The 15767-nt window shown below is 68.1% G+C and carries 14 protein-coding genes; 9 read left to right on the top strand and 5 right to left on the bottom strand.

The window, feature by feature from the left end; all coding sequences use genetic code 11:
- Nucleotides 1-2 precede the first annotated feature (2 nt).
- Nucleotides 3-920 (top strand): RNA polymerase sigma factor SigJ, encoded by a 918-nt coding sequence (gene sigJ, locus BCM27_RS24595; RefSeq protein ID WP_004021107.1) that lies wholly within the window; start codon nt 3-5, stop codon nt 918-920.
- Nucleotides 921-1002: 82 nt separating this feature from the next.
- On the opposite strand, the gene BCM27_RS24590 is transcribed toward sigJ, so the two are convergent.
- Nucleotides 1003-1740: an SDR family oxidoreductase gene (locus BCM27_RS24590; protein WP_004021108.1), complete on the bottom strand. Its 738-nt coding sequence runs from the start codon at nt 1738-1740 to the stop codon at nt 1003-1005.
- A 138-nt stretch (nt 1741-1878) separates the two neighbouring features.
- Here BCM27_RS24590 and dinB point away from each other — a divergent pair, with 138 nt between their 5' ends.
- The 6 genes from dinB (at nt 1879) to BCM27_RS24560 (ending at nt 9380) form a co-directional block, all read left to right on the top strand.
- Complete coding sequence (gene dinB / locus BCM27_RS24585) at nt 1879-3087, top strand: DNA polymerase IV (RefSeq protein ID WP_004021109.1); 1209 nt, start codon at nt 1879-1881, stop codon at nt 3085-3087.
- A 59-nt stretch (nt 3088-3146) separates the two neighbouring features.
- On the top strand, nt 3147-4751 hold the full coding sequence (locus BCM27_RS24580; RefSeq protein ID WP_081487004.1) for a CitMHS family transporter: 1605 nt from the start codon (nt 3147-3149) through the stop codon (nt 4749-4751).
- A 113-nt stretch (nt 4752-4864) separates the two neighbouring features.
- Nucleotides 4865-6595 (top strand): sensor histidine kinase, encoded by a 1731-nt coding sequence (locus BCM27_RS24575; RefSeq protein ID WP_004021111.1) that lies wholly within the window; start codon nt 4865-4867, stop codon nt 6593-6595.
- Nucleotides 6592-7257: a response regulator gene (locus BCM27_RS24570; RefSeq protein WP_004021112.1), complete on the top strand. Its 666-nt coding sequence runs from the start codon at nt 6592-6594 to the stop codon at nt 7255-7257. Before BCM27_RS24575 ends, BCM27_RS24570 begins: the two co-directional genes overlap by 4 nt.
- A 60-nt stretch (nt 7258-7317) precedes the next feature.
- On the top strand, nt 7318-8625 hold the full coding sequence (locus BCM27_RS24565) for a TrpB-like pyridoxal phosphate-dependent enzyme (protein WP_004021113.1): 1308 nt from the start codon (nt 7318-7320) through the stop codon (nt 8623-8625).
- Nucleotides 8626-8651: 26 nt separating this feature from the next.
- The gene (locus BCM27_RS24560; protein ID WP_004021114.1) at nt 8652-9380 is read left to right on the top strand and encodes a DUF429 domain-containing protein; all 729 of its coding nucleotides are present in this window, start codon (nt 8652-8654) and stop codon (nt 9378-9380) included.
- Nucleotides 9381-9393: 13 nt separating this feature from the next.
- On the opposite strand, the gene BCM27_RS24555 is transcribed toward BCM27_RS24560, so the two are convergent.
- Complete coding sequence (locus tag BCM27_RS24555; RefSeq protein WP_033204300.1) at nt 9394-9969, bottom strand: GNAT family N-acetyltransferase; 576 nt, start codon at nt 9967-9969, stop codon at nt 9394-9396.
- 216 nt (nt 9970-10185) lie between these two features.
- Nucleotides 10186-10821: a TetR/AcrR family transcriptional regulator gene (locus tag BCM27_RS24550; RefSeq protein WP_004021116.1), complete on the bottom strand. Its 636-nt coding sequence runs from the start codon at nt 10819-10821 to the stop codon at nt 10186-10188.
- Between the two features lie 141 nt (nt 10822-10962).
- Here BCM27_RS24550 and BCM27_RS24545 point away from each other — a divergent pair, with 141 nt between their 5' ends.
- Both BCM27_RS24545 and BCM27_RS24540 read left to right on the top strand, forming a co-directional pair.
- A complete protein-coding gene (locus BCM27_RS24545; protein ID WP_004021117.1) occupies nt 10963-12081 on the top strand; it encodes a homogentisate 1,2-dioxygenase in 1119 nt (372 codons plus the stop codon).
- Nucleotides 12078-13265, top strand: a complete 1188-nt coding sequence (locus tag BCM27_RS24540) for an alpha/beta fold hydrolase (RefSeq protein WP_004021118.1) — start codon at nt 12078-12080, stop codon at nt 13263-13265. Before BCM27_RS24545 ends, BCM27_RS24540 begins: the two co-directional genes overlap by 4 nt.
- Before the next feature lie 78 nt (nt 13266-13343).
- Here BCM27_RS24540 and BCM27_RS24535 read toward each other — a convergent pair whose 3' ends face one another.
- Nucleotides 13344-14198, bottom strand: a complete 855-nt coding sequence (locus BCM27_RS24535) for a type IV toxin-antitoxin system AbiEi family antitoxin domain-containing protein (RefSeq protein WP_004021119.1) — start codon at nt 14196-14198, stop codon at nt 13344-13346.
- A gap of 154 nt (nt 14199-14352) precedes the next feature.
- Nucleotides 14353-15744: an acyl-CoA synthetase gene (locus tag BCM27_RS24530; protein ID WP_004021120.1), complete on the bottom strand. Its 1392-nt coding sequence runs from the start codon at nt 15742-15744 to the stop codon at nt 14353-14355.
- Nucleotides 15745-15767: the final 23 nt, after the last annotated feature.

Here is a 15767-nt window from a genome sequence, read left to right as displayed (position 1 = left end):
TCATGAGCGACGGGATCGACGCGGTACCGGCACATCTGGGCGATGTGCAGGACGAACGTCGACGGTTGCAGGCGATGGCGTATCGGATGACGGGCACGCTCGCCGACGCCGAGGACGTGGTGCAGGAGACCTACCTGCGGTGGTATCGGATGTCCGAGGACGAGCGGGCACAGATCGAGAATCCGGCGGCCTGGTTGACCCGAGTCGGCAGCCGGGTCGCCCTCGACCTGCTCGGCTCCGCGCGAGTCCGGCGTGAACGCTACGTCGGAGAGTGGCTGCCGGAACCCGTCCCGGCAGACCTCTTCGCCGGGACCGCCCCACTGACGGACCCCGCCGAGAGGGTCACCCTCGACGAATCGGTGAGCACGGCCCTGCTCGTGGTGCTCGAGGCGATGACACCCGCGGAGCGAGTGGCCTTCGTGCTGCACGACGTCTTCGCGATGCCTTTCGACGAGGTCGCTGCCATTGTGGGGCGGTCGTCCGCCGCGACCCGTCAGTTGGCATCGACCGCGCGACGGCACGTTCGCGCCCAGCGGTCGGTGGCCGTGCCGAGGTCCGCCCACGACGCGGCTGTGCAGAAGTTCCTGGCGGCCAGCCGCGGTGGGAACCTCATCGAACTGCTGGAGGTGCTCGCACCCGACGTCGAGTTGCGGACCGATGGTGGTGGTGTCGTCAACGCCGCGCGTCGTCCCGTGCTCGGGCCACAGAACGTCGCGCGCTTCATCCTCGGGGTCCTCGTCAAACAACCGGACCTGCGGTTCGATCCGGTGGCGACCCCCGACGGTCTCGCATACCGATTGTTCTCCGAGGACATGCTGTATGGAGTGGTGAACTTCCGTGTCGTCGCCGACCGGATCGCCGACGTCTGGTTCGTCGTCAACCCGGACAAACTCACCAGTTGGATGCACGAAGCCGTATGAGCGGCCCACCCACCGGTTGCGCGGACCGTTCGCCGAGCCCGTCGTGGACTGTCCGCGACGGGCTCGGGAACGTCATTCGCGGTCAGTCGACCGTCGGGATGCCCGGGACGGGGTAGCGAACGGTCCCCGTGCGATGCGGACCGCGCGGGACCAGAGCATCGGGTGCGCCGTCGTCGTCCGCGGTGATGACCTCGCGTGGGTCACCGTTCGCCGCGAGCGTGGCGCGCAGCAGGTCGTCGAGGTGGAAGCGGTCCGGTCCCGCGATCTCGACGACGTCGTCGACTTCCGGACTCGTCGCGACCTCGGCGAGGAGTGCCACCACCTCGGAGAGCTCCACCGGTTGTATGAGCGACGGCGACCCCACGACCTTGCCGTCGTGGACGAACTGCTCGGCGAGAACCGGGATGTAACCGTGGAACTGCGTCGCCCGAACGATCGTCGAGCGGATGGATCCCTCCCGCAGGGCTCGTTCTTGCGCGACCTTGCCCGCGTAGTAGCCGTTCGCCGAAGCGTCCCCCGCACCGACACCGACGATCGACAACACGACGTGGCGTCCGACTCCCGCGCTCTCGCCCGCCGCGGTCAGGTTGTGTGTCGTCGTCTCGAAGAAGTCGATGGCCGCCTCGGCGTCGAACTGGTTCGTGTTGAGCACGTTGACGATCGTGTCGACCCCGACGAGCGCTTCGGCCAGTCCGTGACCGGTGACGGCATCGACCCCGTCGTCGCGGCCACCGAGGACGACGTCGACGCCCCTCTGCTGCAGCACCTCTGCCAACGGTCCGCCCACGCGGCCACGGCCTCCGGCGATGAAGATCCTCACGTCTCACTACTCCTCTCACGGCATCGTCCGATGCTCTGCGTCTCTGACGACGCAGCCCGCTCGGATGTGAGCCCCAGGTGGCGGGTCTGTGAGTCACCACGCTGGTGCGTGTCCGACCGCCATGCGAACATGTGTTCTATGCACATCGAGCGGCGGGAGCGGCGTGACGCGTCGATCCTGCACGCCGATCTCGACTCCTTCTATGCGTCGGTCGAGCAGCGGGACGACCCTTCGCTCCGTGGTCGGCCCGTTCTCGTCGGCGGCGGTGTGGTCCTCGCCGCGAGCTATGAGGCCAAGGCCCGGGGTGTGCGGTCGCCGATGCCCGGCCACGAGGCGCGTGCGCTCTGCCCCGATGCGGTCGTGGTCGCCCCACGATTCGAGGCCTACATGGAGGCCAGCCGTGAGGTCTTCGACATCTTCCACGACACGACACCGGTGGTGGAGGGGATCTCGGTCGACGAGGCGTTCCTCGACGTCGGCGGGCTGGGTCGCATCAGCGGTACGCCACGCGACGTTGCGACGACGATCCGAAGCCGCGTCCGGGACGAGGTCGGACTGCCCATCACGGTCGGCGGCGCACGCAGCAAGTTCCTCGCCAAGGTCGCCAGTGCGGTGGGCAAACCCGACGGCCTGTTGATCGTCGAACCGGGAACCGAGCTCGACTTCCTCCATCCGCTTCCGGTCCGCAGGCTCTGGGGAGTCGGTCCGGTGACCGAGGCCAAGCTGCACGACGCCGGAGTCGAGACGGTGGGTCAGCTGGCCGAGCTGGGGGAGCGGTCGTTGCGCGGCATCGTCGGTTCAGGGGCCGGACGGCATCTCTTCGCCCTGTCGCTCGCCCAGGACCCGCGCCGGGTGGAAACCGGCAAGCGTCGCAGCTCGATCGGGTCGCAACGTGCGCTCGGCCGGCGCCCGAAATCCGAGGCCGACCTCGAGGCGACGGTCACCGCGATCGTCGAGCGTCTGGGCAAACGCCTCCGATCGGCCGAACGGGTCTGTCGGACAGTCATTCTGCGATTGCGCTTCGACGATTTCACCCGTGCCACCCGATCCCGGACGCTGCTGGAGCCGACCGACCGCACCGACATCGTCATGGCCTCGGCGCGCGGACTCCTCGCCGACGCCATGCCGATCATCCGCGAGCGCGGCTGCACCCTGGTCGGGCTGTCGCTGACCAACCTTGACGACCACGACAACATCCAGCTGGCCCTGCCCTTCGCCACCGATCATGCCGAGGAACTCGACGCGACGATGGATCTCCTGCGCGACCGGTTCGGGCGCGATTCGGTCACCCGCGCGGTCCTGATCGGTCGCAACCACGGTGACGACGCGCCGATGCTGCCCGACTGAGGATTTCGTGGCAACAGAGCGCGCCATGTCCGCATGGTGACCACGCATCGCAGTCACGGATCGGGGGCGCGCGAAAAGCGCACAACGATTCTTATGCGCTCAAGCGTGACTGTGATGGCCGCTACGCCAACACTTCTGTTGTGACCACCGATGTGGTCGTCCTCACATCCGCTTCAGAAACGAGCAAGACAATGTTGGTAGCACTCGGCCTCGGGATGGTCGCCACCTTCATGGTGCTGATCATTACCAAGCGGGCGACGCCCGTCGTGGCGCTGATCCTCGTCCCCGTCGCATTCGGCCTGTTCGCCGGTGCCGGTCTCGACATCAGCGACATGATCACCGACGGCATCAAGGACCTCGCCCCAACGGCGGCGATGCTGTTCTTCGCGATCATCTTCTTCGGCATCATGATCGACGTCGGGCTCTTCGACCCGGTGGTTCGGGCGGTCGTCCGCGCGGTGCACGACGACCCGGCACGGCTGGTGGTCGGCACCGCGGTGCTCGCCGGCGTCGTATCCCTCGACGGTGACGGTTCGACGACCTTCATCATCACGACGGCCGCACTGCTGCCGCTCTATCTGAAGCTCGGTGTCAGCCCCGTCGTCCTCACCGTCGTCGCCGGACTCACGAACGGCACGATGAACATCCTGCCGTGGGGCGGTCCCACCGCCCGCGCCGCGAGCGCGCTGAACATCGACACCAACGATGTGTTCGTCCCGATGATCCCTGCGCTGGCGGCTGCCCTTGTCGTCGTGCTGCTCTTCGCGTACCACCTCGGTGTCCTCGAACGTCGCCGCATCGGCAAGCTGGAGATCAGGGACTCGCTGCTCGCCCCGAAGGAAGAGGTGCTGGTCGCCGCCGGTGGCGGAACCGGGTTGCCGCTCAGAGGTCGTCGGGCACGCGGTTCGGGTTCGGCGGGCACCGGCTCGGCCGGTCACGACGACGCCCCCACCGGTGACCACGACCTCCGCCGCCCCGTCGCGAACCCGGATGACGACGACCGCGACGCATCCTTCTCGGGCGTCCTCGACCCCAACCGGGAAACCCTGCGTCCCAAGCTCTTCTGGGTGAACGCCGGCCTCACCGTCGCCCTGCTGGCCATCCTCGGCGCCGACATCGTGGCCATCCCCGTACTGTTCATGGTCTTCGCCGGCATCGCCCTGGCCATCAACTTCCCGCACATCAAGCAGCAGCAGGAGGCCATCACCCGGCACAGCTCGAGCATCGTGTCGGTCGTCGCCATGGTCCTCGCCGCCGCCGTGCTCACCGGCGTCTTCAACGGCACCGGAATGGTCGATGCCATCGCACACTGGCTCGCCGACGGCATTCCCGACTGGATGGGCCCCCACATGGCCATCGTGATCGGCGTGCTGTCGATCCCGCTCACCTTCCTGATGAGCAACGACGCCTTCTACTACGGAGTGCTGCCGGTGCTGTCCGAGACCGCGACCCGCTACGGCATCGACCCCACGGAGATGGCCCGCGCGTCGATCACCGGTCAGACCGTGCACATGCAGAGCCCCCTCGTCCCGGCGATCCTGTTGCTGGTCGCGCTGGCCGGGGTCACCCTCGCCGACCATCACAAGAAGGTCTTGTGGCGGGCCACGGTCGTCTCCCTCGTGATGCTGGCTGTCGGAGTCCTGGTCGGGGCCGTCCCGTTCTGACCCGGCTTCCGGTGACGAGGGTCCACCTCCACCCGCACACGGCGATCCGTCCCCGACGGGTCGCCGTGTCGGCGCGCCCGCCATGCCCGACGACACAGCACTAGGCTGACGTCATGCGTTTGCGGACGCAGGTGCTGCTCCTGCAGCTGGCGGTGATAGCGGTCAGCCTCGTGGTCGGGTTCGGTCTGCTCATCGCCGGAGCCGACGACCGGGTGCGCGACGAGTATGCCCAGCGCGCGCTGGCGATCGCCCAGTCGGTCGCCGCCGACGCCGAGGTCCGCAGCGAGGTGGCCGCCCATCCCGGCACCCAGGTGGATGCGGCCGACCTGCTCGACGGACCCCTCCAGCGGCAGGCCGCGGCGGTGCGGGCCCGAACCGGGGCCCTGTTCGTCGTCATCGGCAACGATCGCGGCATTCGTCTCGCTCATCCGGAGGCGTCGGAGCTGGCCAAGACGGTCTCCACCGACCCGTCGAAGGTGCTGTCCGGATCGGACGAGGTCAACACCGACCGGGGCACCCTCGGTGAGTCGGTCCGCGCGAAGGTCCCGGTGCTGAGTGCAGACGGCACCGTCGTCGGGTTCATCAGCGTCGGGGTCTCCACCGAACGGCTCGGCTCCGAGACCCGGAGCGACATCATCGCGACCTCGCTCCTCGCACTCACGGCACTCGGCATCGGCGCAGTGGGTTCGGCACTGCTGGCCCGGCGCTGGCGTCGGCTCACCCTTGGATTGGAGTCCGACGAACTGGCCGAACTCGTCCGGGAGCAGGGTGCGGTGCTCCATTCGATGGCCGACGGCGTGCTCGCCGTCGATGCGGACGGCATCGTCCGGGTCGTCAACGACAGAGCACGCGGACTGCTCGACATCGATGCGCCTGTCGGCACCCCGGCCGCCGAACTCGGCCTCACTCCGCGGGTGGCCGCAGTCCTCGCCACGCCGACCGACGAGCCACTCGCCGCGAGTGTCGGCGAGCGGGTCGTCCTGGTGAGCTCACATCGGGTGCGCGCCGACGGACGCGACCTCGGCATGGTGCTGTCGGTGATCGACCGCACCGACGTCGAGGCGCTCAGCCGCGAGGTGGACTCGATCCGATCGATGAGCACCGCCCTGCGTGCGCAGCGCCACGAGACGGCCAACCGGATGCACGTACTCGCGGGCCTCCTCCGGCACGGGCACGCCGACGAGGCGCTCGCCTACCTGGACGAGGTCACCGGGACCGGGCCGGGAGGGCCCTTGCTCGCCGGGCTCGACAACGTGCGCGAACCACATCTGCACGCCTTCCTCGACGCCAAGGCGGCCCAGGCACGCGAACGCCGGGTCACCCTGCGGTTGGGTGACCAGACCTGGCTGCAGGGTTTCCTCACCGAGCCCGTCGTCGTCACCACCGTGCTCGGCAACCTCGTCGACAACGCCATCGAGGCTGCCGGTTCGGTCGATGCAGTCGGGCCCGGCCCCGCTACGGGCGAGGTCGAGGTCGAGGTGATCGCCGACGGCGACACCATCCTGGTCACCGTCGGGGACTCCGGGCCGGGCATCTCCTTCGACGAGCCGGACGACGTCTTCGCCGAGGGCGCCACGACCAAGTCGGGCGCGCTCGTCCCCGGCGGCCGCGGGATGGGCCTCGCCCTGGCCCGCCAGATCGCGCGTCGGATCGGTGGTGACGTGTGGGTCGCCGATGCGGGCGGGGCGGCTCACGAGGGCGACGGACCGCGCGGGGCCGTGTTCGTCGCTCGACTGCCGGGCGTCCTCGCGCCGACGGACGGTTCCGAGGCATTCGAAGGCCTCGACGAGTTCGGCGCCACCGCTGGATCGAACGACACCGACACGCCGGGAGGCCTCTCATGACCGATGACCTCGGCGTCCTGATCGTCGACGACGACTTCCGGGTCGCCGCACTGCATTCGATGATCGTCGACGCGGTTCGGGGGTTCACCGTCCGGGCGCGTGCGGGGAGCATCGGTGCCGCCCGGCAGGCGGTGGCCGAGCACCCCGACATCGATCTCGCGCTCCTCGATGTCTATCTGCCCGACGGTTCGGGCATCGACCTGGTCGCCGAGCTCGACTGCGACTGCTTCATCGTCGGCGCCGAGACCGACGCGTCAGCGGTGCGCACCGCGATGCGTGCCGGTGCGCTCGCCTACTTGATCAAACCCTTCGACGACGCCGACCTCGCGCGCCGCCTCGCCGGTTACGCCCAGTACCGGCGGGTGCTGGCGGGGGCGAACGTCGACCAGCACGCCGTCGACTCCGCGCTGTCGGCACTGCGCTTCGGCACCCGCGCCGCGGACCGTGCGGAGAGTGGCTCGTCGACCGAACAACGCATCCTGGCGTTGTTCGACGCCGGTACGTCGTTGTTCGCCGACGACGTGTCCCGCGAGATCGGCATCGCGGCACCGACCGCGCGCCGGCACCTGGCGAACCTCGTCGCCGCCGGGCGCCTGACGATGTCGCTGCAGTACGGCACCACGGGCAGGCCGCGGCAGGAGTATCGGCGTCCCGAGGCGTGAGGCGTGGGGATCGTTCGGCACCGGTCACCGGCGTGGGCGCGAGGATTAGAGTGGTGACCCATGACAACGCATGTTCGAACCGGTGCCGAGAATCCGGATCTGATCACGGTGGGCGTCCCAACGCATTGGTACAACCTCGCGGCGGAGCTCGACACCCCGATCCCGCCGCACCTGCATCCGGGCACCAAGGAGCCGGTCGGTCCCGACGATCTCGCCGCGCTGTTCCCGAGCGGACTCATCGCGCAGGAGGTCTCCACCGAGGCCTACATCGAGATCCCCGAGCCGGTGCGCGAGATCTACCGCATGTGGCGGCCGTCGCCGTTGATCCGCGCGCGCCGTTTCGAAGAGGCGCTGAACACCAAGGCGCGGATCTACGTGAAGTACGAGGGCGTGAGCCCGGTCGGCAGCCACAAAACCAATTCGGCTGTCGCACAGGCGTATTACAACAGTCTCGACGGCGTGACCAAACTGACCACGGAAACCGGGGCCGGTCAGTGGGGCAGCGCTCTGGCGTTCGCGGGTGCGCAGTTCGGCATCGATGTCGAGGTGTGGCAGGTCCGCGCCTCCTACAGCTCGAAGCCCTACCGGGGGTTTCTGATCCGCACCTACGGTGGCACCATCCACCCGAGTCCCTCGGAGCTGACCGAGTCGGGGCGCGCGATGCTCGCCAAGGATCCGAACACGACCGGGAGCCTCGGCATGGCCGTCAGTGAGGCCGTCGAGGTCGCCGCCGCGAATCCCGACACCCGGTACGCGCTGGGCAGCGTGCTCAACCATGTGGTGCTGCACCAGAGTGTGATCGGGCAGGAAGCCGTCGACCAGCTGAACTCTGTGGAGCCCGACGGCGCCGACGTCGTGTTCGGTTGCGCCGGGGGCGGTTCGAATCTCGCCGGGCTGTCGTTTCCGTTCCTGCGGGAGAAGCTGCACGGGCGCTCGAATCCGCGGGTCGTCGCCGCCGAGCCCGCCGCATGTCCGTCGATCACGCAGGGGGAGTACCGCTACGACCACGGCGATGTGGCCGGGTTGACACCCTTGCTCAAGATGCACACGCTCGGAATGGATTTCGTGCCCGATCCGATCCACGCCGGTGGTCTCCGCTACCACGGCATGGCCCCGGCTCTGAGTCACACGGTGGAGCTCGGACTGGTGCAGGGCGTCGCCATCTCCCAGCACGACGCGTTCACCGCGGGTGTGCAGTTCGCACGGACCCAGGGCATCGTCCCGGCCCCGGAGTCGACGCACGCGATCGCGGCCTGCGCCGCGCACGTCACCGACAGCGACAAGGAAGAGGTCGTCGTGATCGGGTTGTCGGGTCATGGACAACTGGATCTGCCCGCCTACGCCGAGTTCCTCGAGGGCAACTTCTGAGTCGACCCGGCGCAGTGATCCCGGTGATGCGGACGGTCGGCGTCGACCTGTCCGCGTCACCGGCGAAAACTGCTGTCGCATGCGTGGATTGGTCTTCCGGCCGGGCGGTGCTGACCGAACTCGTCGTGGGCGCGGACGACGCCGCGATCCGGCGCCGCACGGACGGGGCGACCCGGATCGGGATCGACTCGCCCTTCGGCTGGCCCGATGAGTTCGTCGACTTCGTCGTCGCGCATCACGGTAACCGGTTGTCGCCGGGGAGGGGGCTCGACGACATCGCTCGTCGTCGTCCACTTGCGTTGCGTCGCACCGATCTTCGGATCATCGATGACGGCGCGGGTCGCCCGCTCAGTGTGTCGGCCGACCAGATCGCGCATGTCGCGTTCCGATGCGCCGGCCTGCTCGCGGACCTGGGTGTCGACGACCGCGTCGACGGGTGGGCGGTCGAGGCGTATCCCGCCGGGGCACTCAAGCGCTGGGGACTGACCTCACGGGGATACAAACGCGCCGCCAACGCACCGGTTCTCGCCGACCTGGTGCTCGCCCTGCAGGCGGCGGCACCGTGGCTCGAACTCGGCGAGCACGCCGAGCGGATGGCCCGCGACGACGACGCGTTCGACGCCGTGATCACCGCGCTGATCGCGCGCGCCGCAGAACTCGGCCGGACCACGCGACCCGCCGCCGCCGACCGGCCGGTCGCCGCGCGGGAGGGTTGGATCCACGTTCCCACCGCCGAACTGACAGAACTGATCTGAGTGGTGGCCTCGATCAGGCCAGCGACAGCCGCATGAGCACGCGCGGGAACCCGGCGAGGACCGACGAGGTGTCGGCGGCCCGCACGAAGCCGGCCTTCTCGAACAGGCCGCGGGTCCCGACGTACGCCATCGTCAGATCGACTTTGGCGCCCTTGTTGTCGACGGGGTATCCCTCGATGGCCGGCGCACCGTTCGACCGCGCGTAGTCGACGGCCCCGGCGAGCAGCGCGTGCGAGATTCCCTGTTTGCGATGGCCGGGGCGGACGCGGATGCACCAGACCGACCACACCGGGAGGTCGTCCACGTGTGGGATCTTCCGGTTCCGAGCGAAGGTCGTGTCCGCGCGCGGCGATACGGCCGCCCAACCGACGACCTCGCCCGCGTCGTCGTAGGCGAGTACACCCAGCGGAACACCGTTGTCGCACAACTCTTTGACGAACTCGCCACGCTGCTCGCGGACCAGCTGCTGATTCTGGGCGCTGGGAATGCGGTAGCTCAGGCACCAGCAGACGTTCGACGTCGGCTTCTTCGGACCGACCATCGTGGCGATGTCGTCGACGTTCACCGCGGGACGGACCTCGATGGGCATGCGTTCCATCGTCGCTCGCTCGGCCCGGTACGGCAAGCGAGGCCCACTCCCTGCTCCCTGAGGTGCGAGCGAAAGCGAGCCACGATTGGCCTCGCTAGAACCCGCCAGGTGCCTCACCAGGCCCATCGTGGCTCGTCGCCATCGCTCCTCGCACCTCAGGGAGCAGTGGGTGTGGTTCTCTCGGATTGGGGACCAGCGGTTTTGTGCTCCTTCGGATCAGGGAGCAGGGCGGGCCAGTGGAGCAGAGGTTGCGGGGCCGGCCCCGAACACGGTCCGGTACCAGATGGCTGTGAGGATGTCGATGGCGGTGTCGTCGTCGGGGACGGGTCCGGCCTCGTCCCCGCGGACCGCGAGCCAGGTCCAGCAGGTGGATTCGAGGGTCGCGACGAGGGCGGACGCGAGCGGCTCGAGCGGGAGACCGACCGCGTAGCCCGCGCGTTCGGCGCCGCGCAGTCCGGACAGCACCTGTTTGACGCCGGACACCCGGTTGGCGTGCCATCGGGCGCGGAAGTCGTCGTCGAGCATCGACATCTGGAACAGCCCGATGATCTCGGGTAGGTACTTCTTGTAGGTCGTCCAGTACGCGGTCACGGCCGCGCGGACGCTCGCCTCCGGGTCGGTGTGTCTGGTCGCGAGCGATTGCTCGACCACTTCCTCGGAGAACTGGTCGAGGAGGGCTTCGAGCAACCGGTCTTTGCTGTCGTAATAGTTGTAGAACGAACCCGTCGAACGTCCCGCGGCCGCGGAGATGTCGGCGATCTTGGTGTTCAGGTAGCCCTTTTCGGCGAACGTCCGACGCGCCGCGTCGAGAAACGCGGCCTCGGTCTGACGTCCCTTGTTGGTCGGCGGCACCGTGAGCTCCTTCCACGCACCGGTTCCTCATCGAACCACGTGGTCCGACGGTCGCGGCACGTGGATATCGAACGAGTGTGACCCTTGTCATCCCCTGAAACTGAATCTAGCATCAGAAAATCGTAGAGACAGGAGTTCGGCATGGAATCGTTCATCCAGCACCGCAAGGGGCGCACGCCTCGGCAGGTGCACCGAGATGTCGACGACCTGAAAGACGATGAGCTCGGTCGGTATGGATTCACCGGCCGCACGGCGCACCTGTACCGCCGCAACGACCCGACGCAGTTCCGCGCGGTGGGCACCCACACCGGCGTCGACCGGATCGTCACCGACCTCACACCCACCGATCAGTCCGACCCCGCCGGCGAACCGCTCCTGATGTTCCACAACGAGGACTGCCGAATCTCGTTGAGTCGTCGAAACGAAGCCGCTCCCTTTTGGTTTCGGCCCGTCGACGGCGACGAACTCGTCTTCGTCCACGAGGGCGCCGGCTACTTCGAGACCGAGTTCGGCCGACTGCCCTACCGCCCCGGTGATTACGTGTACATCCCGAAGGGATGCACCTACCGCCAGATACCCGATGGCCCGTCGCTGCTGCTCATCATCGAGGCGGTCGACGAGTTCCGGGTCCCCGAGCCCGGCGTCCTCGGCAGGTTCTTTCCCTTTGATTCGTCGCTAGTCGTCGTTCCCGAAGCCGAGGCTTTCGACGGTGACGGTCGAGACGAGTACGAGGTCCGCTTCCGCCAGCGTGAGGGGCAGACCTCGCTGTTCTACCCCTTCCATCCGCTCGACGTAGAGGGTTGGCGCGGAGACAATTTCCCGTTTGCCTTCAACATCGAGGACTACGACGTCATCACCTCCGAGACCGTGCACCTACCGCCGACGGTCCATCTGTTCATGCAGGCGACCGGGGTGTACGTGATGAACTTCCTGCCGCGCCCGGCCGAGGCGCGCAAGGGCGCCGAACGACTGCCCTGGTACCACCGCAACACCGACTTCGACGAGATCGCATTCTTCCACGGCGGCAGCATGTTCGGCGTCGGCATGCCGCCGGGGCTGATCTCCCACGCACCCCAGGGTATGCACCACGGCATCCCCGAGCGGGCGCGGGAACGATCCCGTCGCAAGTTCGACGAATTCGATCGGGTGGAATGGCAGGTGATCTCGATCGACACGCGTCGTCGACTCATCGCCGCACCGGCAATGCTCGCCTCGAGCCTGCCCGACGCCGCGGAGACCGAGGACGGGACACGCGTATGAGCACCCCCTCCGGCCCGACCCGGCATGAATACGACCGCATCCCCTATCTCGTTGTCTTCGATGACCTCTCGGCATACCAGGACACCTACGGCGGGGTCACCGAGAGCGTGGTCCTCGAGAGTTACCTGCTCCGGCCCAAGGGGGTGCCGTCGAAGAACGTCATCGTCTTCATGCATCCGATCGGGGGCGGGGCCTACCTGCCGATGACCAATGCGCTCGCCCGCGCCGGCCATCACGTCATCTACTGCAACAGCCGGTATCGCGGCGTCGACAGTGCGTTGATCATGGAGAAGGTCGTACAGGATCTCGGTGCCTGTGTACGGGATGCGCGCGAACGGCTGGGCTACGAGAAGGTGATCCTCGCCGGTTGGAGCGGCGGCGGCGCTCTTTCGCTCTACTACCAGCAGCAGGCCCAGCACGCGACGGTCACCGCGACTCCCGCCGGCGAGCCGCCCGACCTGACCGCCCTCGACCTGCCCGCAGCGGACGGCATGATGTTGCTCGCCGCGCACGTGTCGCGACACGGAACCCTGACCGAGTGGATGGACCCGTCGATTCTCGACGAGTCGGATCCGCACCACCGCGACCCGGAGCTGGATCTGTACGATCCGTCGAATCCGAATCAACCGCCGTATTCGGCGGAGTTCCTCGACCGGTACCGCGCTGCGCAGATCGCACGCAACCGCCGGATCACCGCCTGGGTCAAGGAACAACTCGCCGACCTCCGCGATCACGGCGAACCGCTGATGGAGCGCGGGTTCATCGTCCACGGAACGATGGCCGATCCGCGGTGGCTGGATCTCACCGTCGACCCCAACGACCGCGAGCTCGGTTGCTACCTGGGCGATCCGCGGATCGTGAACATGGGTCCCGTCGGCCTCGCCCGGTTCACCACCCTGCGAAGTTGGTTGTCGCAGTGGAGTTTCGATGACGCCTACGGCGACGGCCCGCGCTGCGCGGCCGACCTCGCGATCCCGACACTGGTCATCGGCAACTCCGCCGACAATGCGTGCACGCCCAGTCACACCCGCCGCCTGTTCGACGCGGTGGGTCATCCCGACAAGACGCTGCACACCGTAGGCGGTGCGACGCACTACTACTCGGGGCGCGAACAGATCCCGCACCTGAAGGAGGCGGTCGCGACCATCACGGAGTGGCTGGCCGAACGGTCGTGGGCTCAGTGACGTCGGGGCCTCTGAAAACCGCCCGGTGGGAGGCACTCGGCGACACATCGCAGACTGTCCGTTTCTGACGGGCGGAGTTCAGTGGGTCGTCCGCCAGGCCGGTGATCGGCTGCGGTGATAACCGCCCGCGATGATTCGAGCGATGTCGGCGTAGGTGGAGGCCCAGTCCCTGAACACCTGCGCGTAGGTGAGTCGCAACGGAAAGTAACCGTGCGCGATCAACTTGCGGTCTCGGGCACGATCCTCTTCGTACTTCTCGACACCGGTGTGGTGTTCGACGCTGTCCAACTCGAGCGCGAGGCGCTGTCCGACCACCAGGTCGACCCAACCGACCCCGGGTACCCGATGCTGGACAGCGACCCGCAGTCCGGCACTCTCGAGCCGTAGTCGGGCCGCGGTCTCGGTTCCCGACGCCGCGAGGCGATTGGTCTTGCCGATCGCGCGCCGGATGAACATCGGCGCGTCGTCGAATTCGGCACGGAGGCGTTCGGGTGTGATCTTGCCGCTGTTGAGCGCGGAGTCGCAGAGAATGACGAAACCCTCGACGTCGAAACACCGGGCGGCGTACTGCAGTGCTGTCGCCACATCGTCGACGGCGCCGCGGGCAGGGGTGGGCCGGCCGTATCGGCGGCATCGGTCGTGGGACCGTCGACGCTGATGGCGTGTCACACGAGAGTGGAGCGCTGCGGGATGTTCGGGTATCCAGAGGCCATGGCGCCGCAGCGCACTCGCACAGGAGACGACGCCGTCATCCGCGACGGCGCCGACCACTTCCGGATCGGCGGTGGGAGTGCGGTACCACCCATGCCGGATGGACGTGAGCCTGCCGGAACGGTGGGCATCTCGGATCGACGCGGTGGTCTCACCCGCGGCGAGGAGCTGGTGGGTGGCGACCACGCCGCCGAACCGCTCGATGAGCTCGTCGAAGTCCATGCGAGACAGTGTCGATCATGTCGCCGGTCAGCGATCGGGGCCGGCGGCGCCTGTGGACAACTGCATCGCGATCTGAAAACCACCCCTGGAAAACGGAGACCCCGCAGCGCGTTGCCGGGTCGGGCCCACCGGGCGGTTTTCAAAGACGAGTGGCTCAGTCCAGCAGCTTTTTCTGCACCTTGCCCATCGCATTGCGCGGAAGGGACTCGACGAACCGGATCTCGCGCGGCCGTTTGTGATTCGACAACTCGCCGGCGACGAACTCGATGAGTTCGGTGTCGGCGACCTCGTCGCCGACGACATAGGCGACGATGCGCTGTCCCAGGTAGTCGTCGGGTACGCCGATCACGGCCACCTCGCGGACCGCAGGGTGGGCGAGCAGCACGGTCTCGATCTCACCGGCTCCGATGCGGAACCCGCCGGACTTGATGAGGTCGGTCGCACGTCGGCCGACGATCCGGTGCATTCCGTCCGCGCCGATGACGGCGACGTCCCCGGTCGCGAAAAAACCGTCGGGAAGCCACGATTCGGCGGTGGCATCCGGGCGATTGAGATACCCCGACGCCAACATCGGCCCACGGACGTGGAGATCGCCGACGCTCTCGCCGTCGTGCGGTAGTGGCTCGCCGTTGTCCAGGAGTCGGGTTTCCACATGGGCGAGAGGCACTCCCACCCACCCGGGGCGTCGTTCCCCGTCGACGCGGGTACTGACGGTGATCAGCGTCTCGGTCATGCCGTAGCGCTCGACGATCTGGTGCCCGGTGAGTTCGTGTATGCGGTCGAAGACCGGAACGGGTAGCGGGGCGCTTCCCGACACGAGCACCCTTGCCGACGAGAGTAACTGCGCGGCAGCAGGTTCGGCGGCGACGCGGTTCCAGACCGTCGGCACCCCGAAGTACATGCTCGCGCCTGCACCAGCAGCGGCGGCGTATGCGTCGGCCGTCGGCGCGACGGTGTGGATCAGTCGCCCACCGCGCCGCAGCGGGCCGAGGACCCCCAGGATCAGTCCGTGGACGTGGAACAGCGGAAGGCCATGCGCCAGAGTGTCGTCGGCTGTCCACAGCCAGGCGTCGGCGAGTGCATCGAGTCCCTCGGCGATGCTCTGGCGGGTGATCGGCACGCCCTTGGGGAGGCCGGTCGTTCCGGACGTGTAGAGGATCAGCGCCGTCGAGTCGGCGTGCGGTTCGGGGTGTCGGTGCCACGATTTCGCGTACCGCCGGACCGGGATGACCGGCAGGGTCGGCTCGGCCGGGGCCTGCCCGAGCCAGGCCTGCGCGCCGGAATCGGCGAGGATGTGCTCGAACTCGCGCGGACCCGAGTCGGGCGGAACGGGGACGACCGGGACTCCGGCGATCAGGGCGCCGACCACCGCGAGCACGGTTTCCACGGTCGGCGTGGCCAGGACTGCGACGGTGCGCGCGCCGGCGATCCGTTCGGCCACCGCGGTCGCCGCCCCGACCAGGTCTTCGCGCGACAGCTTGTCGTCGCCGACGCGGATCACGGCAGGGTCGTCCGGCGCGGTGGGGGTCAGGGTGGGCAGCAGCACGTCTTCACTGTGCCACGGCGGGG

Origin of the sequence: Gordonia terrae (assembly GCF_001698225.1) — a bacterium.
Taxonomy (GTDB): domain Bacteria; phylum Actinomycetota; class Actinomycetes; order Mycobacteriales; family Mycobacteriaceae; genus Gordonia; species Gordonia terrae.
The sequence above is the reverse complement of the archived record's forward strand: the minus strand, read 5'-3'. Positions and strand labels throughout refer to the sequence as shown.